Below are 22,789 nucleotides of genomic sequence, written 5' to 3'. Positions count from 1 at the left end.
TTGGAACGCTGTTTCTCAGGGCTGATTTTTTTGCAGTGCCAATAACCGCTCTGTCGCTTTGGCCTTCATTTCCTTATTGGCGGTCGAAACCTGTAAACCGTCGAATATCTGTTTCGCCTGGTCGTAATACACTTTGCGATCGTTCTTACGCAGGTTTCCCTGTGTGAGCAACTGGTAGTAACCTTCCGCTTCGGAATACCTGAGCCATTCGCGGTATGTGACGGCGGTGCCACTTCTTGCTGCGAGGCATTCATCGAGTTGTCTTTGGATGGCCGAAATGTCTCCACCTCCCGATTTGGAACTCCTGCAATTGTCGAGATCGCGTTGCAGAGAGGCCACTTTGGCTTGCAGCTCTTTATCCGGGCCGCCGCCGCCCCCGCCTCCCCCACCTCCACCACCACCACTCACGGCGGCAGTCAGCAGCTGGCGTTCCATGCCTTTGATTTCCAGATCCTTCATATTAATCTGGTTACGGAGATCATTCACCACTTGCATATCGATACCCTTGCTATCCAATGTGCGCCGGAGCTCGCCGATGGTCTGGCGGTAGGTGACTAACGCTTCGGTTAGTTTGGCAATGCCGGTCGACAGGCGTTTGTTTTGCTCATGAGCTGCCGATGCAGCGAGGTTATTGAAATGGCTCATAATGCTGTTGATGCGGCTTTCAATATCTACCAGCTGCGTCCGGGCAGTTGCTTTGGCCATTTCGTCGGTGGCGCTGCTGTACAGGCCATCGAGCTGGATGAGCCGGCGTGATATCTGGCTGAGCGTGTCGGTATCGACCAGCATCGGGTCCTGTTCCTCGACGATCAGACGGTACCGGCGCGTTTCCGATGCGCTGACCGAGTCGGGCACGCGCATGAGCAGGTACACGGCTGCGAGCGGGAACGTGAGCGATAGTACGTACATGCCTACGAACCTGCCGATCGCTGTTTTTCGCTGGGTTTTGTTAATTGGTTCCATAGTTGTGCTACATGCTGTGCGTAGGTATGGTGACGTGTCGTGGGTATAGTGACGTATCGTGGGTGCGCCCAAGGCAGAAGCCCTGGGTTGGAAATATCATAGGTAGCGCCAGAGGCGCGGGTCATTTTATATCCAGGGGTTTAAACCCCTGGGAAAGGGACGGACAGAAGCGCTAAAGAGGGCTCCACCGCGATTTTGTTTTCTCCGGCTGCACCGGCGGTTCGTGTACGGGACTTTCGATGATGAAAACCTGCTGTCCTTTTCTTTTACCGATAAATTCAAGCTGGCTCAGTTTCAGGAACAGGGCCGTCCACATGCTATAAAAACTGTCGACAATCCGCAGGCCGGGCAATATGTCATTTTGATTGAACGGTACCTGTATCACGGCTAATAACTGCTTTTCGATGCTTCCCGGCGAATCGTCGGCCCATTCGCCGAGATAGGCCAGTAACTCTTCCTTTTCCCGGTCGGTGAGGCATTCCAATGCTACGCGAATAGCCTGGGCCGTCTGAATCATCGACGTTACCATTTGTACCGGAGGCTCGAAAGGCACCAGTCGCTGGAAACTGATATTGACCATCGCCATCGTGCTCACCAGCCCTTCCACCATCAACTGGACACTATCGGAAAGCGTACTCTTCTGGCTTTTGGTCTTGATCTTCTGCAAGATCCGGAACGAGTACATTTCAATGTCGTTCAGGTAACCCGTCCACCGGCTATGCCATTCTCGCAGGTTTTTGTGGCTGCGCACCGCCCGGCTTGCCGGTACAAAATCGTGCAAAACGCGCAATTCGGAATTGCTGTACGCCAGCTTGCCGATGATCAGCCCGGGGCCGCCCCATTGTTCGATATTGATGAGTTCGGCGGGCACCAGGCTTACGCGGGCCAGTGGAAGCGTGTAAGGGTGCCGCACCGGGATTTCCGATTCCGACGGTGTTCCGGCCGGCTGCCTTTCGAATACGCCTACGCTGAGTACCATATATATTTCCACATTCTGTGTCATCGGAAGCCGGTATTGTTCCAAAATTCCGGCCAGCGAAGTATCGAGTTTCAGTTCGTCGGTTTCTTCGATGTCGAGCAGGCTGCCGTCGGGCGCTATCGCCTGGCAGCGATTCACTTTTACCCTGATCTGATTTCCCGCATCGCCTAATACCTGTATTTCCAACGAATCGTTACCGTCTTTCGGGAGCAGCAGGCCATAGTTCAGCGGGGTTAACAATGCGGCTCCGGCGCGTCGAAGCTGATCGGTGTGGTAGTGATCTGTTTCGATAAAATGCTGACGCGAGATTTTCATCCCGTCGACCCAGTTGACGGCCATGCGGCGGATATCTGCCATACCAATTTCCAATTACGAGTACTACATTTTCATGGCTGCTTTCACCAGCCCTATCACCGAACGTACACCGAATTTTCTGAACAGACTTCGCCGGTAGGCTTCCACCGTGGAAATGCTCACTTGCAGCCTCTCGGCGATCTCCTTGGAGCTCATTTCGTCCATGATCAGGTCCAGGATTTCCTTTTCGCGCTTTGTCAGTTCCATAATTAAAACACTTAGACAAAGTTGTTGCGGCGCAGGCGCTATTTCAATCGGCAGATACCCTGAATTTTCCGGATTTTTACCCTGATTTTACTAATGGTTTTGACTGCTGTTTCTAAGTGTTTTCCACTATGAAAACCTGCAAAAAACTACACTACGCCCATGCGGACGGCTACCTTGGTGAGACCTACCGAGTTTCTGACACCCAGTTTCTGAAAGAGGTTACGACGGTGGGTTTCGACAGTTTTGTCGCTGATACAGAGCTCGCTGGCGATCTTGTTGGTAGAGTATTCGCTGGCCACGAGCCGGAGGATCTCAACTTCTCTTTTGCTTAAAAAATCACGGGTGGAAGGTGCGGGTTCCTGGATGTATTTATCCATGGATGTTTCGGCCAGTTTGAGCATTACTTCTTGTCCGTAATACACTTTTCCTTCCGAAACGGCCCGTATGGCGCGCTCCCATTCATCGAGTTCGGCTTCGAAAACAATGTAGCCGCTTACGCCCGACCGCACTACCTCGCGGACCGATTCGGCCGATGGGCTGGGGGCGAGCAGGAGAAATTTCAATTTGGGGTAGAGTTTTCTGATCTTTAAAATCTGGTCTGCCGTCTTCTCGGCGTGATGGGCAAATACGACTACGATATCGATTTCTTTCAGGTAGGGTAACTGCGTGATGAGTTCAAGATTGTTGCACTTACCAACCAGCTCGATGTAAGACCTCCTCCTCAGCCATTCTGCAACCGCCTCGCACTCTAAGGGGTGCGGATGTACGAGGCACGCGTGTGTAATAGAATGTTCCATACTTTTCGGGGTTGAGTATCATAATTTAATACATCAAAAGTAATTCTAAGCGACAGGTGCGGCAATACGGGAAAGTACAGGAAAAGACAAGTAAGATTACCCGGTTTCGTAAAGGGTTGAAAATTAGCGTTTTTTGAGTAAAATCCTAACTAATTGTTTGCATTAGCCAAAATATAAGGGAATCCCTTAGGGGTATTCACTGACTGTTTACTATATACGTCAAACTATTTCTCAGGCTATTCCTTGATCCGCCCATACTTGCGCATGATTTCCAGCACTTTGTCTTTCGGAAGCTCTTCTACCTTGTGCCCCTGAGTGCCTTCGGAGGTTCTGGCCATGAAAAGCGAGTTGACAATGGCTTCCTCGGTCGCTTCCATTGCGGCCATGAAGAGGGGTGACACGTAGTCGTTGTGCAGGAATGCCGAGCTGAAAACCGCTTCGGATGTTTCGTGCAATACTTTGTTGGCTGTCGAGAACGCGATCACATAGTCGCCACTGCCATTTGCCGCAATACCGCCCGTTTGTGCCATGCCGAGCATGACGCGTTTCGCAAGTCGTTTCAGATTTCGGGTGTCCAGGGGCGCATCCGTGGCGAGTACCATCATGCAGGAGCCGTCCGATGACTTGTCGAGCGATTCTTTGAATGCATATTTACCCAGTTCCTGACCTACCGGTACGCCGTTTACTTTCAAAACACCGCCAAAATTGGTTTGTACCAATACGCCTACCGTGTAATTGCCCAGCTTCTCAGGCAATTTCCGCGACGCCGTGCCGATGCCGCCTTTCCATCCAAAACAAACAGTTCCGGTGCCGGCGCCTACATTGCCTTCGGTCACCGGGCCATTTTCGGCCTGGGCCAATGCATTCAGGACGTGGTCTTTCCGCACGTGCCGTCCCCGGATGTCGTTCAGGAAACCGTCATTCGTTTCTCCGATGACCGGATTCACCGATCTCACATTCTCGTTGCCTTTTTGCGATAATGTCCAGTCGATTACAGCGTCGGCGGCGGTAGGTACGCTTAATGTGTTGGTTAAAACAATAGGGGATTCGATCGTACCGAGTTCCTCGACCTGCGAATAGCCCGTCATTTTACCAAAACCATTACCAATGTACATCGCAGCCTGGACCTTTTGCTGGAACATATTGCCACTGTGCGGTAGAATGGCCGTCACGCCTGTGCGTACGTCCGCGCCTTCCGTGAGCGTCACCTGACCTACCTTCACACCAGCCACATCCGTGATCGCATTCAATGCGCCTGTTGGCAGCACACCGATTTTGATACCCAGTTCGCGGGGGCGTTTCTGGGCGGCGAGGGTAAGGGGCAACATGAGAAGGAGTGAGAAGAGGTGCTTCATTAGTCAGTTCGATTTAGATTGAAATATAATAAAAAATCCACTGGGAACCGGGGCTCTCCAGTGGATACATCTGCTGTTGAAGTGTAATTTTTAGTCGTCGTCCGGGCGGGCTTTTTCAGGGTCGATGACCGTTTCCATGCGGCTTACAGCCGATGTGCTGAAAAATCCGAGCGCTTTCGGGCCTTTCGGATCGGCATTGATCACATTCGACCGGACATTGGCGATAGGCGTTGCAAATAACCCGCCATTGGCAGCCTGCTCACTTACCTGTTTCAGGAATTCGAATGCTTCGTAAGTAATGCTGTGCAGTTCCACACCCACTTCCGCCCCAGCCGAATACAGCGAGTCGGTGGTGATGGATTCGCGCAGCGGCAGGATGAATATCAGGCCGTCGGAAGGCGCTCCGGCACCGAATGCAGCATCGTAAGCAATGGAGATATTCACTGCTTTATCTACAACTGCCTTGCCACGGATCACGGGTTTGATCCAGTAAGTATCACCTTCACCTTCGAGGTCGCGTGCGTAAAATGAGGCCACAAAACCTTCACGAGGGCCCTTATCAGGTTCAAAAGGCCATTTTTCGTGACGATAAACCACCGAATCCACGGTTGGAACGCGTTTCAGCTCGGATTTAGCGGTAAATGTGTCGGTACCGTTCACCACTTTGAGCGAATAGGTGCGGCCGACGTGCCCAAGCGTGTCGGCGGTGGTTTTGCCCCAGGTATATTTGCCGTCGCCGTCAGCGTCTTCGAATTTGTAAACTTTGCCTTTATCGTCGGTAACCGTCACCTGCGCGCCAAGGACGGGTTTCGGTGCATTGTTATCGAAGTAAGCTTGCGACCAGGTCAATTTAATGGCTTGCTCGCCGGCCTGGTTGGTCAGCCAGCCGTCGACCACGAGCTGGGAAGGCCCATTGGCCGTATCGAGGTCGATCACATCTTCGCAACCCGTGAGCGTAGCAAGCGCCAGGGCGAACAATGCAGGGAATTTGAGGTATTTCAATGTATTAAGCTTTTTCATCATTGCTATATTTCAGGCTTGATAGATTTCTGTTGGTTGGTGTCAGAACTTGAAGTTGTAGGTCACAGAAGGAATGAAATTCCCGATCACGGAATAGCGGACGGCCTCCGTTTTGAGCGGATTGTCTTCGTTCACCCGTGTGTAGACCGAGAAAGGGTTGCGGCGGTTGTAAACATTGTACACCGAGAATACCCATTCGCCTTCACCTACCTTGAAAAGTTTCTTTTTCGCCTTCAATGTAGCAGCCAGATCCAGGCGGTGGTAGGCAGGAATGCGGCTGTTGTTGCGGAAGCCACCATAGTTGTTGCCAATCTCAAAACCGCCGGTACTGTAACGGTTAGTCGGGAATGTAGCCGGTGTACCGCTCTGAATCGTGAAATTCGACGAGAGTGACAACCGCTTGGTCAGTTCATAAATGGCCACTGCGGTAATGTTATGCGGCTTATCGAAGCGCGCAGGGAACCAGTCATCATTGTTAACAGATTCTACCAAACGCTCGGTCCGGGACAATGTGTAGCTTACCCAGCCGGTCAGTCTGCCCTTGTTTTTTTTCACATAAAACTCAGCCCCGTAAGCCCGGCCTTTGCCGAAAAGCAGGTCGCCGACAAAATATTCGTTCAGCAGCAGGTCGGAAGCAGGCACATAGTCGATCTGGTTGTATAGTTTTTTGTAATACACTTCCACCGAAGCTTCGTAAGTATTGTCCTGGAAGTTCTGGAACCAGCCTAATGCAACCTGATCCGCTTTTTCGGGCTTGATATTGATCCCGCTCAACGTCCACACGTCGAGTGGCGAACTGGCTGCGGTGTTGGAAAGCAAATGCAGGTACTGCGAAGTGCGGTTATAGCTGGCTTTAATGGACGCATTGCTCGTAATACCGATATTCAATGCGGCCCGCGGTTCCAGGTTTCCGTAGCTTTTGATCACATCACCTCTTTTGTATTCGGTACCCGGGAAAATCGGGTCTTTGCTAACGCCTTTGCCCTTGTCGGCATATTCGTATTCTGTGGCCGGGCCGAGGCTGCGGAAGTAGGAATACCTCGCGCCATACTGCAATGAGATACGGTCGCCGAATTTCAGTTCATTACCTATATATAATGCTGATTCGTCGGCATAACGCGGTTCGAGGCTAATGTCTTGCATATCGCCTTCCGAAACGAACGTAGCTTTGCCGGGACGTGTATCATAATAGATGTATTGGCCACCGAACGTCAGCTGGTTGTTGGGAGTAATGTAAAATGTAAAATCAGGCTTGATACTCGTGCTGATGATTTTCGATTTCCAGTCGAATTTGTCTTTGGCGTCGGGTTTGTTCTGGTTCTGGCCGAGGTTATAATCGTAGTTGCTGTAATAACCGGTCAGGTTCATGAACAGCTTGTTGGAGAAAATGTGGTTCCAGCGCGCTGTCGCCGTAGCATTACCCCATCCGAAACCGAAATCTCCGCCGCCGAATACGTCTTTCCCAAAGTAACCCGACGCGTAGAATGTATCCTTGTTACCCAATTGGTAATTCACCTTTGCCGTCAGGTCATAGAAATAGAATTTCGAATCCTTCAAATCCGAGTTCAGAAATGGTTTGGCCAAAACATCAATGTACGAACGACGGCCTGCCACGATAAACGACCCTTTCCCTTTCGCAAAAGGCTGTTCGTAAGTCAAACGGGAGAAGATTGAACCGATACCGCCGTTGATCTCGCGTTTCTTGGCATTACCTTCTTTCATACGCACGTCCAGAATGGAAGAAATACGGCCTCCATATTGCGACGGGATACCGCCTTTGATCAGTTTCACATCCTTCACGGCATCCGGGTTGAATACCGAGAAGAAGCCGAATAAGTGGGAAGAGTTATAAACCGGTGCTTCGTCGAGCAGTACCAGGTTTTGGGAAACATCCCCACCACGCACGTTAAAACCCGAGGCACCCTCGCCGACGGTCGTCACGCCCGGAAGCAGCTGAATGCTGCGGATAAGGTCGACTTCACCAAGCAATGCGGGCATTTTGCGGATGGTTTTCATCTCCACCTTGTTCACCGACATTTCGATGCTGCGCACGTTCTCGTCTTCCTTTTGCGTCGAAATGGTAACTTCCGAGAGCTGGTTACTTTCGTCGGACATTTCAATGCTCACGGTCTTGTCACCATCGAGCACCACCTCGCGGGTCGCTTTCTGGTAACCGATGTAGGTAAATACCAGCGTGTACTTGCCGTCGGGGAGGGTTAGTGAATAGAAACCGTAAGGGTTGGTGACAACGCCGGTTTCGGCTTCACGCACGTAAACGGATACGCCGATAAGTCCCTCGCCATTCGAGTTGTCTTTCACGTAACCACTCACCGAGTGCCGGTTCTGGGCGAGTGCCGGCAGGCTGATCAAGGCTAATAGAAGGCATTTGAGTACTTTGTTTTTCATGGACTTTTACGATAGTTACTATAAACTGGTTTATTCTGTTGCTGGCAAAAAGGGAAATCGCCGTTTTTAATGCAGACGATCAAATTGAATTTTTCCTTTTCTCCGTGACAACTCAGTGTGGATATACCCCCTGCGCATTGAGAAAAAATATTTCAGCAATAGTTACAAAGGCGAACAAAGCACGTGTTAATCAGCTTAAAAAGACAGTAAAAAATGATGAACTGGTAAAAAACCTGAATAAATGGCTCGATGTCCAAAATGAAACAGTCAAACTGCTTATGGTACTATTTCAAGGTATTTTTGACACAGCGGAGGTGTCGGGGCATTGTTCCAGTAATTGGGTGGAGGTTTTTTGCAAAAGCGGATGAAGGAAGTCCGGTGCGATTTCGGCCAGTGGTGCGAGTACGAAACGGCGGTCCTGAATGCGGGGGTGAGGTAATGTAAGCCGGGCGCTGTCCATAATTACTTGACCGAAATAGAGCATATCGATGTCGATCACGCGTGCGCCCCAGCGCTCGTAACGTACGCGCCCGAGGTCGTGTTCGATATTGAGAATGATCCTGAGCAAATCCTCAGGCAGGAGGGAGGTGGAAATTTCGAGTACCTGGTTGAGGAATGCCGGCTGGTAGGTAATACCCCAGGGCTCGGTTTCGTAGATGGCGGATTGACTGGTAATGCTTCCGGCCAGGTCCGCAATCGCCTCACGCGCAGCCGCGAGTACCTGCGGGCGATCGCCGAGGTTGGAGCCTAACAACAGAAAAACGGGTTCGGTCGCCATAACGGAAAGCATTAGGGAACTTCAATGCACGAAAAAAAGGACTTCCCGATGGAGGAAAGTCCTTTTCCAATAAATTCGTAAAATTCCTTTTAGAACGTAAGTGTTCCTTTGTCGTATGCTTTTTGTATAGTTGCTTCGATACCGTTTTTATTGATGGTACGAAGAGCAGAAGCTGCTACTTTCAACGTAACCCACTCTCCTGATGAAGGAAGGAAGAAACGTTTCTTTTGCAAATTCGGGAAGAATTTACGTTTTGTTTTATTGTTAGCGTGAGAAACGTTATTTCCGACGCGAGTTCTTTTACCTGTTATTTGACAAACCTTAGCCATGACTTACAATTTTTCCAAATGAGGGTGCAAAGATGCGTAATTAATTTTTGTTGAGCAAGTAACGACAAAACAAATTTTCAAAAAAACAGCATTTTACCATCTCATCCTGAACCCGACGCCGTGCACATTATCGATGCGGATGTCGGGATCGCCCGAGAGATATTTGCGTAACCTGGAAATAAAAACATCGAGGCTTCTTCCCATAAAATAGTCGTCATCGCCCCATATGGCCTTCAAAAGCTCGTCGCGGCGGATCACCTGATCGGTGCGTTCGGCCATGAATTTCAATACTTCGGCCTCGCGGAAAGTGAGGCTTTGCGATTTGCCGTCCAGTGTCAATGTGAGTTTTTGAAAATCAAATACATATTTACCGATCTGCCTGCTGCCGGGTTTTACGACCAATATCGAATCGGCTTTGCTCCGGCGGAGGAAAACGTCGATCCGGAGTTTCAGTTCCTCGATGCTGAATGGCTTGGTGACGTAATCGTCGGCGCCGAGTTTGAGGCCTTTGATCTTGTCTTCCTGCATCGAACGCGCGGAGAGAAACAGAATGGGTACCTGGCTGTCGGAGCTGCGGATCTTCTCGGCCAATGTGAAGCCGTCCATTTTGGGCAGCATAATGTCGAGAACACAAATATCAAAATGCTCTTTCCCGAAAAATTCCAGCGCTTCGGCGCCGTCCGTCGCGTGCACGACTTCGTAATCGTATTGTTCGAGGTTATCCTTGGTGGCAAATGCCAGATTGGGGTCGTCTTCGACGTACAGGATTCTCTTTTTCATCAAGCGTGTTTCTGCGGAATAGTGATTTTAAATGTACTGCCTTTGCCCAGGGCGCTTTCCAGCCGAAGGTGCCAGCGGTGCGCTCGGACGATCTGTTTGACATAACTCAAACCTATCCCGAAGCCTTTCACGTTATGCACATCGCCGTAGGGAATGCGAAAAAACTGGTTGAAAACCTTCTTCTGGTACTCGGGCGCGATGCCTATGCCCTGGTCGCGGACAGCTATAACGAGGTTATTACCTTTATTGTATGCGTCCACAACCACATCCGGCACATCATCGGAATATTTCAATGCATTATCGACCAGGTTGCTGATCAGGCAGCGCAGGTGGAACGGGTCGGCGTCGATTTGGTAGTTTGTCGCATTGGCCTGGAACCGTACTTTTTCTTCATATGGCAACAGAATGGATTCGATCATCTGCCGGGCGTCGAGCCGCTCTTTTTGCAAATGCAATGCATCGCGTTCGGCTTTGGCCATGGAAAGTACCATTTCCACCTGCCCCTGCAAGCGGAGGATTTCGTCCTGGACGATCTGCACGTAGCGTTTATGGCGCTGCGGTTGCGTCACAATATTATCGGAATTGAGCACGTCAGCGGCAATGCGGATCGTCGAAATGGGCGTTTGCAGCTCGTGGGTCATGTTATTGACAAAATCCCGCTGCACTTCGGAAAGCTGTTTTTGCCTTAAAATGATAAACAATGCATAGGCAAAGAACGACACCGCCACCAATACGAGCGCTGACGACCAGATGGCCCCGCTGATGCTACCCGCAAAATACGTTTCCTGCTCCGGAAAGCGTACGCCGAAGTAGTATGGATATTTGTCTGTTTTAATCCAATTGGTCGTTTTGGTGGGGATTTTGTCGTTGTTCTTCGTGCTCAGCGACATTCCGTAGCGAATCCGGTTGGTGGTACAGTCGTAAATACCGATCTCGAAATTGGTGATCAGGTTATGTTTTTGAAAACTGTCCTTGATAAAATGTTCCAGCACTTCGGGCTGGGTGGTGGCATTGGTATTCACCAGAAAATATTCGGGCGAAAGTTGCTCTACGGGGTTGGTGGTTTGCATTACCCCGCACACATGGGCCAATTTCCCGGCCACGTCCTGCAATGCTATGTGGGCATTCTGGTTGAACTGCCGGTGCCGGAGGTCTAGCGCTTGCTTTACCCAGTATATCTGCGTGATAACGACGCCGATAATGAGCAATGCAGAAAAAACCGTGAGGGACTGAATGGTACGTCTTGACATAACTAACTCGAAATGACCAATAAATATACGGCCATTCGTTCAATTAAACAGCCGTGCCAGCCGTAACGTAGCCGACGCGGCGGTGTTTAACATTTCATTAACTTTTTAAGCTTTCAAATCGGTGAGGTGGTAGTCTACAAGCCCTTCCAAAGGTGATTTCAGGATGCGGCCTGTCTTCAAACCGTTGTTTTCCAGCACCGTTCGAAGTATATCCTGGTAGTAATAGGCGATTGAACCCGTGAAATGCACAGGGTATTGTGCCGCGTTGGCATGTTTCAAAACATACTTTTTAACAAACAACCCGAATGCGTTGCCGAGCAAAGCCTGGATGAATGCATGGGTACGGTTTTCAGCAATGAATCTGGAATACGAAGCAAAATACCGGTTCGGGTAAGGCTTTTTGTAGGCATGGTCGAGCACGGTGAGGCGATCGAGGCCGGGGTATTCTTTAATGAAACTTTCGTGAAGGTCTGCCGGTAACTCATTTTGCAGGTAATGCACGACCAATGTTTTGCCTAAATAGGAACCGCTACCCTCGTCGCCCAGCCAGAAACCCAGCGAGCCGATGGAATGCGTAATGCGGGTACCATCGAAAAAAGCATTGTTCGCGCCTGTGCCCAATATACACGCGAGCCCGGGCTCATGTCCGCATAGCCCGCGCGCGGCCCCGAGCATATCCGAGGCCACTTCCACAACCGTTGCTGAGGGAAAACAATGCTTCAATGCATCAGTAACGGGCAGGCTCGATTGCTCGTTGGCGCAGCCCGCGCCGTAAAAATGGATTTCCTGAACAGCGCCGCCGATGTTCGGGGTAACTTCGCTTTGCAAAACGGGTATGATTTCTTCGGTGGTCTGGTAAAAGGGGTTAATGCCCGCCGACTGTACCGATTGATAATTGTCACTTTTACCGTCAATGCAGGCCCAGTCCGTTTTGGTCGAGCCGCTGTCGGCTATGAGGATGTATTTGGAAGACATGAAGGATTGTTCGGTGGATTATTCGGGTAATTGCAGCTTGCCGATGATGCTGAACCGTTCGAAAACGCGTTCGGTATGCGGGGCGTCGCCGAGTTCTTTGGTGAGGTCCTGGCCGGCCCAGTGCTCGTAATGGTGGCCATTGCGCCAGAGCCGCGATGCGCTCACATCGTAAATCATTCCTTTATATGCACACCATATTTCCTCCCGGTCCTGCCCATTGCGAAGCGCCAGTTGTGCCCTGGTATATACTTTCATTATATTGTTTTAGCGTGCAATTTAGCGATAAGGGTATTCCGTTGGAAAATTTAGAAAACGATCTGCGATGAATATTTTGATTATAAGACTAAAATGTAAGAACTTGGCGTTCTGAAAAGACATTTACGAAAAATAAAATATGAGAAAAAGTTACGCTCTTCTTTGGTGTTCAGTCATGATTCTGGGACTTATTGCGACAAGCTGCAAGGACAAAGTCAAACCGGTTTCGGAAAGGATCGCAAAGGCCTGGACGGCAGAATCGGTAAAGCACGGCGCAACGGTGGTTTACACCCGTGGTGGTTCCGGCAACATCGAAGCCGCTTACTCCGGCTTCCGGCTGACGCTTACCAACACCGGCGGCACTAAAACAGTGAGCCTGACCGACGTGGATGGCAAGACTTTCACGGGAAACTGGGATCTGGAAGGGGATACCAAGCTGGTCCTCACCAACCTGACACCGGCACCAACCGGCTCGGGCGGTAAACTGGAATTCACGATCAATTCGATCGACGATGCGAAAGTGGTGCTCACACGCCTCACGGCAAGTCCTAAAACAGGAGGTACCATTAACGAATATACATTGACCAACCCGTAAGCGGGAAGTCGATACTGCATATCATCTGCGAAGCCATTTCCAATGCGGGAATGGCTTCGCTTTTTTTGTCTAATTTTGCGGCATGGAAACAAGAACTGAAATAAGCAGCCTGGGTGAATTCGGGCTGATCCAAAGAATAAATAAAAGCATTCAGCCAAAACTACCCGATACCATTAGGGGCATTGGTGACGATGCGGCGGTCATCGACGCGGGAGACGAATTCGGCTTGCTGACCACCGATATGCTTCTGGAAGGCGTTCATTTCGACCTTACATTTTTTCCGCTGAAACACCTTGGCTACAAAGCCATTTCGGCCAACGTTGCCGACATCGCCGCAATGAATGGCATTCCCCGGCAGGTAACAGTGAGCATTGCATTGAGCAACCGGTTTTCGGTAGAGGCCGTCGACGAGCTTTATGAAGGGATGAAACTCGCTTGTAAAGACTTCAATGTAGATCTGGTGGGCGGCGATACCACGTCCTCGCGGTCGGGACTCATTATTTCGGTGAGTGTATTTGGCAGGGTCAAAAAAGAGAAGATCGCATACCGGAATACGGCGAAGCCGAACGACCTGCTTTGCGTTACCGGTGACCTGGGCGGTGCCTACATGGGCCTGCAATTGCTCGAAAGGGAGAAACAGGTATTCCTGGCCAACCCCAATATGCAACCTGAGCTGGAAGGCAAAGACTATGTGATCCAGCGCCAGTTGCGCCCGGAAGCGAGAATGGATGTGGTATATGAACTCGACGAAGCAGGCGTAATCCCTACTTCGATGATCGACCTGTCCGACGGTCTGGCCTCCGACCTCCTGCATATATGCGCGCAATCGGGCGTGGGCGCGGTAGTTTTCGAAGAGCGGCTGCCCATCGACGAGCAGACTTACCTGGCGGCATCCGAACTGAATATCGGCGCGGCCACGGCGGCGTTGAACGGCGGCGAGGATTATGAACTACTTTTCACCGTTTCGCAATCGGCTTACGAGTTGATCAAGAACAATCCCAAGATCACTTTCATCGGTTATATCACCGATAAAAAAGGCGAAGTGGAGCTTCATACCAAAGCGGATTCCCGCATACCGCTTACGGCGCAGGGTTGGAACGCCTGAGTTATTTTCGGTCAAAAAGCCTTAAAGCATAGCCCTCACCGGTTATGCTTTTTTGTTTTAACCTATACACGCAACCATCGGAAAGATTTGGTCGTAATCGCGACGTATCCAATTCATCTCTAACAAATCATAATTAAATCCGATGAAAATCTTTTCAACTTCCAGAATGCTGGTTGCATTGGGACTGTTAATGGCCGTCAGCCTCTCCTGCTCGGACGACGATGACAGTGATCCTACACCCACACCCACCAACGATGTTCAATTGAAAGACAATGCGACGCTGGGGAAAATCCTGACCGACAAAGACGGCAAAACGCTTTACTACTTCTCGAAAGACAATTCCGGGGCCTCGGCCTGCGCCGGGCAATGCCTGATAACCTGGCCGATCTATTCGGCAGGCGATTTGTCGACTATCAAGCTCGATGCCGGTCTCGATAAGGGTGATTTCGGTACAATTACAACGGATGGAAAACAGCAAACGACCTACAAAGGCTGGCCGCTTTATCACTACAAGGACGATGCCGCTGCGGGAGATGTGAAAGGAGAGAATGTAGGTACCGTTTGGTTCGTAGCGAAAACCGATTACACGATCATGATTGCCAGTGGACAACTCGTGGGTAATGACGGTAAGTCGTACAAATCGGATTACACCGAGGGTACCGGTGCCACCCAGTTCTTCACCGACGGCAAGGGACGTACTTTGTATGCTTTTGCAAATGACAAAAACAACAAAAACAACTATACGAAACCGGATTTCTCCAACGACGCTACCTGGCCTATTTACACAGCCGATCTGAAATCATTGCCATCGACTGTCGACAAGACATTGTTCAGTACGATCGATGTATTTGGCAAAAAACAGCTGACTTACAAAGGCTGGCCACTATATTATTTTGGTCCGGACGGAGCCGGCAGAGGAACTACCAAGGGCGTTAGTGTTCCGAAACCAGGCATCTGGCCGATCGTCAATATACAATCACCGAATGCGCCTAACTAGATAAGTGCTTATTACCATGTGTAGTTGAAAAGTGGCTTTCCTGCGGGATCGCCACTTTTTCGTTTATTTTCCGGGTAGCAATGTCCTACCAACGGCAGTTTTTACTTTCCCCAGCGTGCTACCAGTTCTTCGAATTGGCGTTGCAAATGCAAAGTGCGGATGCCTGCCTGTCCATTCCCAACCGGCAGATCACCGATTTGCACTACCGGCATAACCCATTTGGTGGTGCTGGTGGTGAAAACTTCGTCGGCGGTAATGACTTCTTTATAGGTTATCGGACGTATTTCTACTTCAAAATCCGCTTTCGCAAGCTCGATTACCACGCGGCGGGTAATGCCGTTAAGGATATTCCGGTCGGAGGTAATGAGCTTATCACCCAGGAATGCGAACAGGTTGCTCCTTGTCAGCTCGCTTACTTCCCCGTCTTTATGGAAGAGCAAATCGGCTGCATTCTGGCGTTTCAGTTCGTCGGCCATGAGCACCATATGCACATAATTGGTGGTTTTAACTTCTGGCAAATCGCGAACATATTCGTAAGGAAGCACTTTAATACCTTTCAAACGGCCAGCAGGATTATCTTGCGGCAATGCCTCCGTGCGGATCAGCAAATTCGGCTGCACCACATGCACGCTGTCCGGTGCATAACCGCCCGTGAGTACAAACCGGAACGCTACTTCCGCCTCTCCCGACATCGAATGCAGATCCGCCAGGATTTTTTCCGTCTCGCCTTGCGTCACCGGAAGCGGCAGTTTCAGCAGCCTCGCCGAATTTTCGAACCGCTGCCAGTAATCGTTCCAGCGGAAAGGGACACCATTATAAGTCCTGAAAAAATCGAATAATCCATAACCGCGGAGCAATCCGAGGTCGTTGGTCTGAAAAACCGGCTGATCGAGCGGAACGATTTCGCCGTTGAAGTATTGGTGGAAAGGCATTGAAAGCGGATTTGTTTGATCGGGGTAAAGTTATTGATAATGGCTTTTCAAATACTGCTTTTGTAAATGTAAATGCCAATTTTTAGGTTTTATCTTTGCGGTTCACATAACCTGTCGGGCCAGCCATGGGCCTGCATATTACGCTTTCGCATGATCCAACCCACATCATTACTTGAAAAACTGCAATCTGAATTTGACCGGCATTCTTACGGCGACGCGCCCGCAGAGTTGTATGAGCCGATCACCTATATTATGTCGTTGGGCGGAAAGCGTTTCCGGCCGTTGCTGACGCTCCTTGCCGCTTCCATTTTTGATACGGATATTGAAAAGGCCATGAAGCCGGCCATGGCGGTAGAAGTGTTCCACAACTTCACGCTCATGCACGACGATATCATGGACCGCGCGCCCCTGCGCAGGGGCATGCCTACCGTGCACGAGAAATGGAATGCGAATACGGCCATTCTTTCAGGCGATGTAATGCTCATCCGCGCTTATGACCTGCTGCTCGATGTGCCGAAGGATAAGTTGCGTTCGGTACTTATGCGATTTAATCAGACAGCCGCCGAAGTATGCGAAGGACAGCAGCTCGATATGAACTTCGAAACACGCTGGGACGTGACCGAGGAAGAATACATCGGGATGATACGCCTGAAAACTTCGGTACTGCTCGGATTTGCGCTCGAACTGGGCGGGATGATCGCCGGGGCGGATGAAGAGATGACGAAACTGTTATACGACGCAGGAGAGAGTATGGGCATCGGTTTTCAGCTGAAAGATGACCTGCTGGATGTTTACGGAGACCCGGCGAAGTTTGGAAAGCAGGTGGGCGGGGATATTATCGCTAATAAAAAGACATTCCTGCTGATCGAAGCATTGTCGAAAGCCGGAGGTAATCTGAAAACCGAGCTCGACCACTGGATAAGTCTTGAAACATTCGACAATGCGAAGAAAGTATCGGCGGTAACCGGCATTTACGACGCGTTGGATATCCGGGCATTTACCGAACGTAAAATAAATGAATATTTCTCGCGCGGAATGGCTAGTTTACGGCAACTGCGCTCGGACAGCGTTCAGAAAGAAGTGCTCTTGCAGTTTGTGGAGCAGCTTGTGGCGCGGGAAAAGTAATTTTATCAACAAATAACCCATTATATGTCGATTACCCTCATTTTAGTGATTATAACCTCGGGGATCAGCTATTACGCTTTCAACAATTACAGTTTGATGGACAAACTGATCCTGAACCCTTACCGCGTAACACAGCGCAATGAATATTACCGGTTTATCACATCCGGTTTTGTCCACGCGGATTTCGGCCACCTGATTTTCAACATGCTTTCATTGTGGTTTGTGGGCGAAAGCATCGAGCGGCTGTTCGGCATGCTTTTCGGCGCGAGCGGGACATTTTACTATCTGGCCCTGTACCTGGTGGGCATCATCGTTTCGGATATCCCTACCTTTCTGAAGCACCGGAAAAACTCGAAGTATAATTCACTTGGCGCGTCCGGCGGCGTTTCGGCGGTGCTTTTTGCGGCAATCCTTTACGCGCCTTTAATGCAGATTTGTCTGTACTTCTTCATTTGTATGCCCGGATTCATATTCGGCCTGCTGTTCCTCGGGTACTCGTTTTATGAGGCACGACGCGGCACGAGCTATGTGAACCACAGCGCGCACATGTACGGGGCCATTTTCGGGATGGTTTTTATGGCTGTGGTGTATCCTAGCTCGGTACCACAGTTTTTTGAGCAAATCCTGAGCTGGCGCTTATTTTAATGTAGCCAGCACAGTAACGCTACCCACCGTCTTGTCTTGCAGATTAACATTGATTTCGGCGTCCAGGGGAATGTAAAGATCTACTCTGGACCCGAATTTGATAAAGCCCATTTCGGTGCTTTGCTCCACTTTATCGCCTTCCTTCACATACCAGCGTATACGACGCGCAGCCGCGCCTGCGATCTGCCGGAATAATACTTCCACGCCCTCAATCGTGCGAATTACAACGGTGGTACGCTCGTTTTCCGTACTCGATTTCGGGTGCCAGGCCACGAGGTACAGACCAGGGTGGTATTTAAAATATTGAATAACCCCGCTGATCGGGTTCCAGTTGACGTGTACATTCAGTGGCGACATAAAGATGCTGATCTGGCGGCGCGGTCCTTTGAAATACTCTGTTTCAACTACTTCTTCAATCACAACCACCTTCCCGTCACAGGGCGCGACGATCTGACGATCGCTTTTATGTACCACGCGCGTCGGGACGCGGAAAAACTGTACTACAAGAAAGAAAATGACAATGCTTGCAACAAGGGTCAATCTGGGAATCCAGTAGCCGTCGGGAAGGAGATAGTTAATCCCAAAATTGATAATGATCAGTACAATGGCCGTTACAGCCATGATCGTATATCCTTCTCTATGCAGTTTCATGCAAGCTTGTTTTTTGTTAATGATGGTCTCCGAAATGCAAATATCGCATAAATCCTGATTTTCCGGCAACGAAAAAGCCCTGGCGGTTAACGCTGGGGCTTTTCAGTAACGTTTCTTGTCAGTTGTGGTCAGGTGTTGTCGAGAGTGGTCAGGTGTTGTCAAGTGTAGTCATTGGCTGTCAAGTGTAGTCATTGGCTGTCAGAAGTTGTCAAGGATGGTCATTACAGTTTGGAGAAAGATTCTTCTCCTATATTCTATACATGACTGTTATGACAATACCTGACTAAAAATGGCAATACCTGACTAAAAATGACCACACCTGACTAAAAATGACCACACCTGACCACAAATGACTATTCCTCATGCACGTCAACCACGACGCAATCGCCGTTTTTGACTTCGTGCTCCACTTTCTTGAACTTCACGTCGCGCACAATGCGGCCGTCGCGGTACTGAACCGAAACGCGCTGGTTACGGTCGGCTATTTTGATCGTACGTACAGGCTGTGCCTTGGTTGTGGATTCCTGGGTATGGAAAGTGTCGGTTTCCACGTCGTAGTCTTCCTCCCGGTTGGTATGAAGCTCGGGTGCGGGCTCCGGACGGCGAACCTGTTGTGGTACGGCGGTCGGCGGCGCTGCTTCTTCCTGTGGAATATCGGCCTTCATCAGGAAGGAGATCATATCAAAATTCACTTTGCTCAGGAAGCGTTTGAAAAGCTCTACCGACTCGAATTTATAGATCAGCAATGGGTCTTTCTGCTCGAATACGGCATTCTGAACCGATTGTTTCAAATCGTCCATTTCACGCAAATGCTCTTTCCATTCCTGGTCGATGAGCGAAAGCACGATCGCCTTCTCCATTTCGCGGGTAATGTCTTTGCCTTCGCTATCGATGGCTTTTTGCAGGCCTACAACTACACCAGCCTGGCGGATACCGTCTGTGAACGGGATCATGATTTCGGAAATCACCGCGCCGCGTTCAGCCTGGATGGAGCGAAGTACCGGCAGTGCTTTGCCTGAAATACCGTCGTTTTTGTCCTGATATTGTTTTTCGGCCGCGTCGTAGAGTTTTTGCGAACGGTCGGCTGGTTTCAATGTACCGTACTCGGTTTCGCTGAAAGGAACTTCCATTCCCAATGTGGTAATAGCTGCAAGTTCGAGTTCCGCGTAGCTTCCAGCGGTAGTAGCGATTTCGTCGCATACATCGAACAACGTGTTCGCAATATCCACCGCCAGACGGTCCCCGAACAATGCATTGCGACGGCGCGTATAGATCGCGTCACGCTGGTAGTTCATCACATCGTCATATTCCAGCAGGCGTTTCCGCATACCGAAGTTGTTCTCTTCTACTTTTTTCTGCGCTCTTTCGATCGACTTCGTGATCATGCTGCTCTGGATCACTTCGCCTTCTTCAAGGCCCATGCGGTCCATTACTTTCGCCATACGGTCGGAACCGAACAAACGCATGAGGTTATCTTCGAGCGAAACGAAGAACTGGGACGAACCCGGGTCACCCTGACGTCCCGATCGACCACGCAGCTGGCGGTCGACGCGACGGCTTTCGTGGCGTTCCGTACCGATGATCGCCAAACCGCCCGCAGATTTTGATTCCGCAGTCAGCTTAATGTCGGTACCACGACCAGCCATGTTGGTAGCAATGGTTACAGTCCCCGGCTTACCTGCTTCGGCAACCACTTCGGCCTCGCGCTGGTGTTGTTTCGCATTCAAAACCTGGTGTGGGATCTTGCGGAGCGTAAGCATCCGGCTGATGATCTCGGAGTTTTCAACCGATGTCGTACCCACGAGTACCGGTCTGCCGGCCTCTACGAGTTCTACGATTTCGTCGGTTACCGCATTGTATTTCTCGCGAACCGAGCGGTAAACTTTATCTTCCTGGTCTTTACGAACGATTCCCCTGTTGGTAGGGATCGAAACGACGTCCAGTTTGTAGATTTCCCAGAACTCGCCGGCTTCGGTTTCCGCAGTACCGGTCATACCAGCCAGTTTGTGGTACATCCGGAAGTAGTTTTGCAGGGTAACTGTCGCATAAGTCTGCGTTGCGTCTTCCACACGTACACTTTCTTTGGCTTCAATCGCCTGGTGCAAGCCGTCGGAATAGCGGCGACCTTCCATGATACGGCCGGTCTGTTCGTCGACGATCTTCACCTTTCCGTCCATGATCACGTATTCCACGTCTTTTTCGAAAAGCGTAAATGCTTTCAAAAGCTGGTTCACCGTGTGGATACGGGCTGTTTTTACGGAATAGTCGCGGATCAATGCTTCTTTCTTGATCACGCGGTCGTGCTCGTTGAGCGAAGCGTCTTTTTCGATCGCATCGAGGTCAACGGCAATATCAGGCAGAATGAAGAAGTTGGATTCTTCCGATTCGCCGGTCAGGAAGTCGATCCCTTTTTCGGTGAGTTCGATGCTGTTATGACGCTCGTCGATCGTAAAATAGAGCGGTGCATCGGCCTGTGGCATCAGCTTCTGGTTTTCTGCCAGGTAAATCGATTCCGATTCCTGCATAATGGCCTTCACGCCGCCTTCGCTGAGGTATTTGATCAAAGGTTTATACTTCGGCATACCGCGGTGTGCGCGGAACAATGCCAAACCACCTTCTTTTTTATCGCCGGCCTGGATTTTTTTCTTTGCGTCGTTCAGGAAGTCCATCGCAAGGCGCTTCTGCGCTTCAACGATCCTCGAAACGCGTGGTTTCAGTTCCAAAAACTCCTGCTCGTCACCACGCGGAACCGGCCCGCTGATGATCAATGGCGTACGCGCATCGTCAATCAACACGGAATCGACCTCATCGACCATCGCGAAATGGTGCTTGCGCTGAACGAGTTCTTCCGGCGTCCGTGACATATTGTCACGCAGGTAATCGAAACCGAATTCGTTGTTGGTACCGTAAGTAAGGTCTGCTTTATAGGCATTGCGGCGTGCAATGGTGTTCGGCTGGTGGCGATCGATACAGTCTACGCTCATGCCGTGGAATTCGAAAAGAGGCGCATTCCACTCGGCATCACGTTTGGCGAGGTAGTCGTTCACGGTTACAATGTGAACACCTTGTCCGGCCAATGCATTCAGGAAGGAAGGCAGCGTAGCCACGAGAGTCTTACCTTCACCTGTGGCCATTTCAGAGATCTTACCCTGGTGCAACACCACACCACCGATCAGCTGAACATCATAATGGACCATGTTCCACTTGATAGGCTGGCCGATCACATCCCAGGTTGTATTCCAGGTTGCTTTGTCACCACTAATGGTTATATGCGACTTTCTGGTAGAGATTTCGCGGTCAAAATAGTTGGCGGTTACTTCCAGTTTATCATTTTCTGTAAAACGGCGTGCGGTATCTTTTACGATCGCGAATGCTTTCGGAAGAATTTCCAGCAATACCCTTTCCAGTTCTTTATTTCTTTCCAGTTCGAGGGCATCTATTTTCTTGAAGATCGCCTCTTTGTTGTCCACATTCGGTTCGTCGGCTGCCTGCTGTCTCAACGTTGCGATTTGTTCATCGACAGATTTCAGTTGATCGGCAATATGTTGTTTCAAGTTCGCGGACTGTGCCCGGAGCTCATCATTCGACAGGGAGGCCAGGAGGGCATATTCGGCATTCACCTTTTCAACATACGGGGTGAGTTCTTTCAAATCCCGTTCTGATTTTGTGCCAAATAGCTTGGAAAATATTTTAAACATGATGTGATGTATGTTTTTAACCGGTTTTATCCTTGAAAAATATTGAGCCTGCAAAGAAACGCGTGTCACATTGTCAGCAAAACTCTTATTTCTTAGCCCAAAGGTAATTCATTGCCAATAGTATTACGCAACAACTGGCATAATCCTAATGCATATCTAATGTTTTATTATCATTAAAAACGACCCGTGCTAATGGCCTTGCACCGTTTGTACAGATTTAAAACCACTACTAGGTAATGCATAGTACCTTTAACACATCAAAACGATTTAAACAGATATAGCCATGAACCACAATAGATTGTTCCGTAACACCAGCAATAAAATGATCGGCGGTGTAGCCTCAGGATTAGCCGATTACTTCGAGATCGACGTCACCATTATCCGTGTATTGTTCGTGCTCGCGGTCTTCATCCCGGTTACTTTCCCTGTCATTTTGTTTTACATCATCCTTTGGATCGTCATGCCCGATAGCGCAAAACGCCCCAAAGAGCTGGAACAGGGGCACATCCCTTCCTGAAATTTAAAACTTCCATCAGCAAAGACTTGGTAGTTACAAACCGCCGGAAAACAAACTCCGGCGGTTTGTTGTTTTA

22 protein-coding genes are annotated in these 22,789 nt (G+C 49.9%); 6 read left to right on the top strand and 16 right to left on the bottom strand.

What is annotated here, in order from left to right; translation table 11 throughout:
• Positions 1-15: 15 nt before the first annotated feature.
• From BMW93_RS29345 to BMW93_RS29285, 13 genes are all read right to left on the bottom strand, one after another.
• Positions 16-963, bottom strand: a complete 948-nt coding sequence (locus tag BMW93_RS29345) for a hypothetical protein (protein ID WP_090384968.1) — start codon at positions 961-963, stop codon at positions 16-18.
• Between the two features lie 172 nt (positions 964-1,135).
• Entirely contained in the window at positions 1,136-2,299 is a 1,164-nt protein-coding gene (locus BMW93_RS29340) for a hypothetical protein (protein ID WP_090384966.1), read from the bottom strand.
• A 21-nt stretch (positions 2,300-2,320) separates the two neighbouring features.
• Positions 2,321-2,545 carry a response regulator transcription factor gene (locus tag BMW93_RS29335; protein ID WP_255372361.1) on the bottom strand — a complete coding sequence of 75 codons (225 nt, stop codon included), beginning with the start codon at positions 2,543-2,545 and terminating at the stop codon, positions 2,321-2,323.
• 104 nt (positions 2,546-2,649) lie between these two features.
• Entirely contained in the window at positions 2,650-3,300 is a 651-nt protein-coding gene (locus BMW93_RS29330; protein ID WP_090384962.1) for a response regulator transcription factor, read from the bottom strand.
• Between the two features lie 236 nt (positions 3,301-3,536).
• Complete coding sequence (locus tag BMW93_RS29325) at positions 3,537-4,655, bottom strand: P1 family peptidase (protein ID WP_090384959.1); 1,119 nt, start codon at positions 4,653-4,655, stop codon at positions 3,537-3,539.
• 90 nt (positions 4,656-4,745) lie between these two features.
• The gene (locus BMW93_RS29320; protein WP_090384957.1) at positions 4,746-5,678 is read right to left on the bottom strand and encodes a DUF4249 domain-containing protein; all 933 of its coding nucleotides are present in this window, start codon (positions 5,676-5,678) and stop codon (positions 4,746-4,748) included.
• A 39-nt stretch (positions 5,679-5,717) separates the two neighbouring features.
• The gene (locus BMW93_RS29315) at positions 5,718-8,081 is read right to left on the bottom strand and encodes a TonB-dependent receptor (RefSeq protein ID WP_090384955.1); all 2,364 of its coding nucleotides are present in this window, start codon (positions 8,079-8,081) and stop codon (positions 5,718-5,720) included.
• A gap of 289 nt (positions 8,082-8,370) precedes the next feature.
• Entirely contained in the window at positions 8,371-8,859 is a 489-nt protein-coding gene (gene folK, locus BMW93_RS29310; protein ID WP_229240963.1) for a 2-amino-4-hydroxy-6-hydroxymethyldihydropteridine diphosphokinase, read from the bottom strand.
• Positions 8,860-8,948: 89 nt separating this feature from the next.
• Complete coding sequence (rpmB, locus tag BMW93_RS29305) at positions 8,949-9,188, bottom strand: 50S ribosomal protein L28 (RefSeq protein ID WP_090384950.1); 240 nt, start codon at positions 9,186-9,188, stop codon at positions 8,949-8,951.
• A 93-nt stretch (positions 9,189-9,281) separates the two neighbouring features.
• Complete coding sequence (locus tag BMW93_RS29300) at positions 9,282-9,968, bottom strand: response regulator transcription factor (protein ID WP_090149477.1); 687 nt, start codon at positions 9,966-9,968, stop codon at positions 9,282-9,284.
• Positions 9,968-11,218, bottom strand: coding sequence for a sensor histidine kinase KdpD (locus BMW93_RS29295; RefSeq protein WP_090384948.1), 1,251 nt, complete (start codon positions 11,216-11,218; stop codon positions 9,968-9,970). Before BMW93_RS29295 ends, BMW93_RS29300 begins: the two co-directional genes overlap by 1 nt.
• 105 nt (positions 11,219-11,323) lie before the next feature.
• Positions 11,324-12,193: an N-acetylglucosamine kinase gene (locus BMW93_RS29290; protein WP_090384945.1), complete on the bottom strand. Its 870-nt coding sequence runs from the start codon at positions 12,191-12,193 to the stop codon at positions 11,324-11,326.
• A gap of 18 nt (positions 12,194-12,211) precedes the next feature.
• Complete coding sequence (locus BMW93_RS29285; protein WP_090384942.1) at positions 12,212-12,448, bottom strand: cytochrome b5 domain-containing protein; 237 nt, start codon at positions 12,446-12,448, stop codon at positions 12,212-12,214.
• A gap of 175 nt (positions 12,449-12,623) precedes the next feature.
• Between BMW93_RS29285 and BMW93_RS29280 the strand changes: the two genes are divergently transcribed.
• The 3 genes from BMW93_RS29280 (at position 12,624) to BMW93_RS29270 (ending at position 15,145) form a co-directional block, all read left to right on the top strand.
• Positions 12,624-13,043 (top strand): hypothetical protein, encoded by a 420-nt coding sequence (locus tag BMW93_RS29280; protein WP_090384939.1) that lies wholly within the window; start codon positions 12,624-12,626, stop codon positions 13,041-13,043.
• A gap of 82 nt (positions 13,044-13,125) precedes the next feature.
• On the top strand, positions 13,126-14,148 hold the full coding sequence (gene thiL / locus BMW93_RS29275) for a thiamine-phosphate kinase (RefSeq protein ID WP_090384935.1): 1,023 nt from the start codon (positions 13,126-13,128) through the stop codon (positions 14,146-14,148).
• A gap of 142 nt (positions 14,149-14,290) precedes the next feature.
• Positions 14,291-15,145 (top strand): hypothetical protein, encoded by an 855-nt coding sequence (locus BMW93_RS29270; RefSeq protein WP_229240961.1) that lies wholly within the window; start codon positions 14,291-14,293, stop codon positions 15,143-15,145.
• Positions 15,146-15,246: 101 nt separating this feature from the next.
• On the opposite strand, the gene BMW93_RS29265 is transcribed toward BMW93_RS29270, so the two are convergent.
• A complete protein-coding gene (locus BMW93_RS29265; protein ID WP_090384932.1) occupies positions 15,247-16,077 on the bottom strand; it encodes an aminotransferase class IV in 831 nt (276 codons plus the stop codon).
• 150 nt (positions 16,078-16,227) lie between these two features.
• On the opposite strand from BMW93_RS29265, the gene BMW93_RS29260 reads away from it, so the two are divergent.
• Positions 16,228-17,202 (top strand): polyprenyl synthetase family protein, encoded by a 975-nt coding sequence (locus tag BMW93_RS29260; RefSeq protein WP_229240959.1) that lies wholly within the window; start codon positions 16,228-16,230, stop codon positions 17,200-17,202.
• Between the two features lie 24 nt (positions 17,203-17,226).
• Positions 17,227-17,847 (top strand): rhomboid family intramembrane serine protease, encoded by a 621-nt coding sequence (locus BMW93_RS29255; RefSeq protein WP_090384927.1) that lies wholly within the window; start codon positions 17,227-17,229, stop codon positions 17,845-17,847.
• Here BMW93_RS29255 and BMW93_RS29250 read toward each other — a convergent pair.
• Together BMW93_RS29250 and secA are read right to left on the bottom strand one after the other, a co-directional pair.
• On the bottom strand, positions 17,839-18,498 hold the full coding sequence (locus BMW93_RS29250; RefSeq protein WP_090385284.1) for a phosphatidylserine decarboxylase family protein: 660 nt from the start codon (positions 18,496-18,498) through the stop codon (positions 17,839-17,841). The two genes, BMW93_RS29255 and BMW93_RS29250, sit on opposite strands and share 9 nt — an antisense overlap.
• 353 nt (positions 18,499-18,851) lie before the next feature.
• Positions 18,852-22,196 (bottom strand): preprotein translocase subunit SecA, encoded by a 3,345-nt coding sequence (secA, locus tag BMW93_RS29245; RefSeq protein ID WP_090384925.1) that lies wholly within the window; start codon positions 22,194-22,196, stop codon positions 18,852-18,854.
• Positions 22,197-22,479: 283 nt separating this feature from the next.
• On the opposite strand from secA, the gene BMW93_RS29240 reads away from it, so the two are divergent.
• The gene (locus BMW93_RS29240) at positions 22,480-22,713 is read left to right on the top strand and encodes a PspC domain-containing protein (protein WP_090384922.1); all 234 of its coding nucleotides are present in this window, start codon (positions 22,480-22,482) and stop codon (positions 22,711-22,713) included.
• Positions 22,714-22,789 lie beyond the last annotated feature (76 nt).

This window comes from Dyadobacter sp. SG02 (assembly GCF_900109045.1).
GTDB lineage: Bacteria > Bacteroidota > Bacteroidia > Cytophagales > Spirosomataceae > Dyadobacter.
This window is presented reverse-complemented; position numbering and strand designations above follow the sequence as displayed.

Coding starts and splice junctions, on each gene's coding strand:
- BMW93_RS29270 (WP_229240961.1), top strand. CDS start 14,291: ATGAAAATCTTTTCAACTTCCAGAATGCTGGTTGCATTGGGACTGTTA.
- BMW93_RS29340 (WP_090384966.1), bottom strand. CDS start 2,299: ATGGCAGATATCCGCCGCATGGCCGTCAACTGGGTCGACGGGATGAAA.
- thiL (WP_090384935.1), top strand. CDS start 13,126: ATGGAAACAAGAACTGAAATAAGCAGCCTGGGTGAATTCGGGCTGATC.
- BMW93_RS29250 (WP_090385284.1), bottom strand. CDS start 18,498: ATGAAACTGCATAGAGAAGGATATACGATCATGGCTGTAACGGCCATT.
- BMW93_RS29265 (WP_090384932.1), bottom strand. CDS start 16,077: ATGCCTTTCCACCAATACTTCAACGGCGAAATCGTTCCGCTCGATCAG.
- BMW93_RS29315 (WP_090384955.1), bottom strand. CDS start 8,081: ATGAAAAACAAAGTACTCAAATGCCTTCTATTAGCCTTGATCAGCCTG.
- BMW93_RS29260 (WP_229240959.1), top strand. CDS start 16,228: ATGATCCAACCCACATCATTACTTGAAAAACTGCAATCTGAATTTGAC.
- BMW93_RS29325 (WP_090384959.1), bottom strand. CDS start 4,655: ATGAAGCACCTCTTCTCACTCCTTCTCATGTTGCCCCTTACCCTCGCC.
- BMW93_RS29295 (WP_090384948.1), bottom strand. CDS start 11,218: ATGTCAAGACGTACCATTCAGTCCCTCACGGTTTTTTCTGCATTGCTC.
- BMW93_RS29300 (WP_090149477.1), bottom strand. CDS start 9,968: ATGAAAAAGAGAATCCTGTACGTCGAAGACGACCCCAATCTGGCATTT.
- BMW93_RS29345 (WP_090384968.1), bottom strand. CDS start 963: ATGGAACCAATTAACAAAACCCAGCGAAAAACAGCGATCGGCAGGTTC.
- BMW93_RS29240 (WP_090384922.1), top strand. CDS start 22,480: ATGAACCACAATAGATTGTTCCGTAACACCAGCAATAAAATGATCGGC.
- rpmB (WP_090384950.1), bottom strand. CDS start 9,188: ATGGCTAAGGTTTGTCAAATAACAGGTAAAAGAACTCGCGTCGGAAAT.
- BMW93_RS29330 (WP_090384962.1), bottom strand. CDS start 3,300: ATGGAACATTCTATTACACACGCGTGCCTCGTACATCCGCACCCCTTA.
- BMW93_RS29320 (WP_090384957.1), bottom strand. CDS start 5,678: ATGATGAAAAAGCTTAATACATTGAAATACCTCAAATTCCCTGCATTG.
- BMW93_RS29290 (WP_090384945.1), bottom strand. CDS start 12,193: ATGTCTTCCAAATACATCCTCATAGCCGACAGCGGCTCGACCAAAACG.
- secA (WP_090384925.1), bottom strand. CDS start 22,196: ATGTTTAAAATATTTTCCAAGCTATTTGGCACAAAATCAGAACGGGAT.
- folK (WP_229240963.1), bottom strand. CDS start 8,859: ATGGCGACCGAACCCGTTTTTCTGTTGTTAGGCTCCAACCTCGGCGAT.
- BMW93_RS29285 (WP_090384942.1), bottom strand. CDS start 12,448: ATGAAAGTATATACCAGGGCACAACTGGCGCTTCGCAATGGGCAGGAC.
- BMW93_RS29255 (WP_090384927.1), top strand. CDS start 17,227: ATGTCGATTACCCTCATTTTAGTGATTATAACCTCGGGGATCAGCTAT.
- BMW93_RS29280 (WP_090384939.1), top strand. CDS start 12,624: ATGATTCTGGGACTTATTGCGACAAGCTGCAAGGACAAAGTCAAACCG.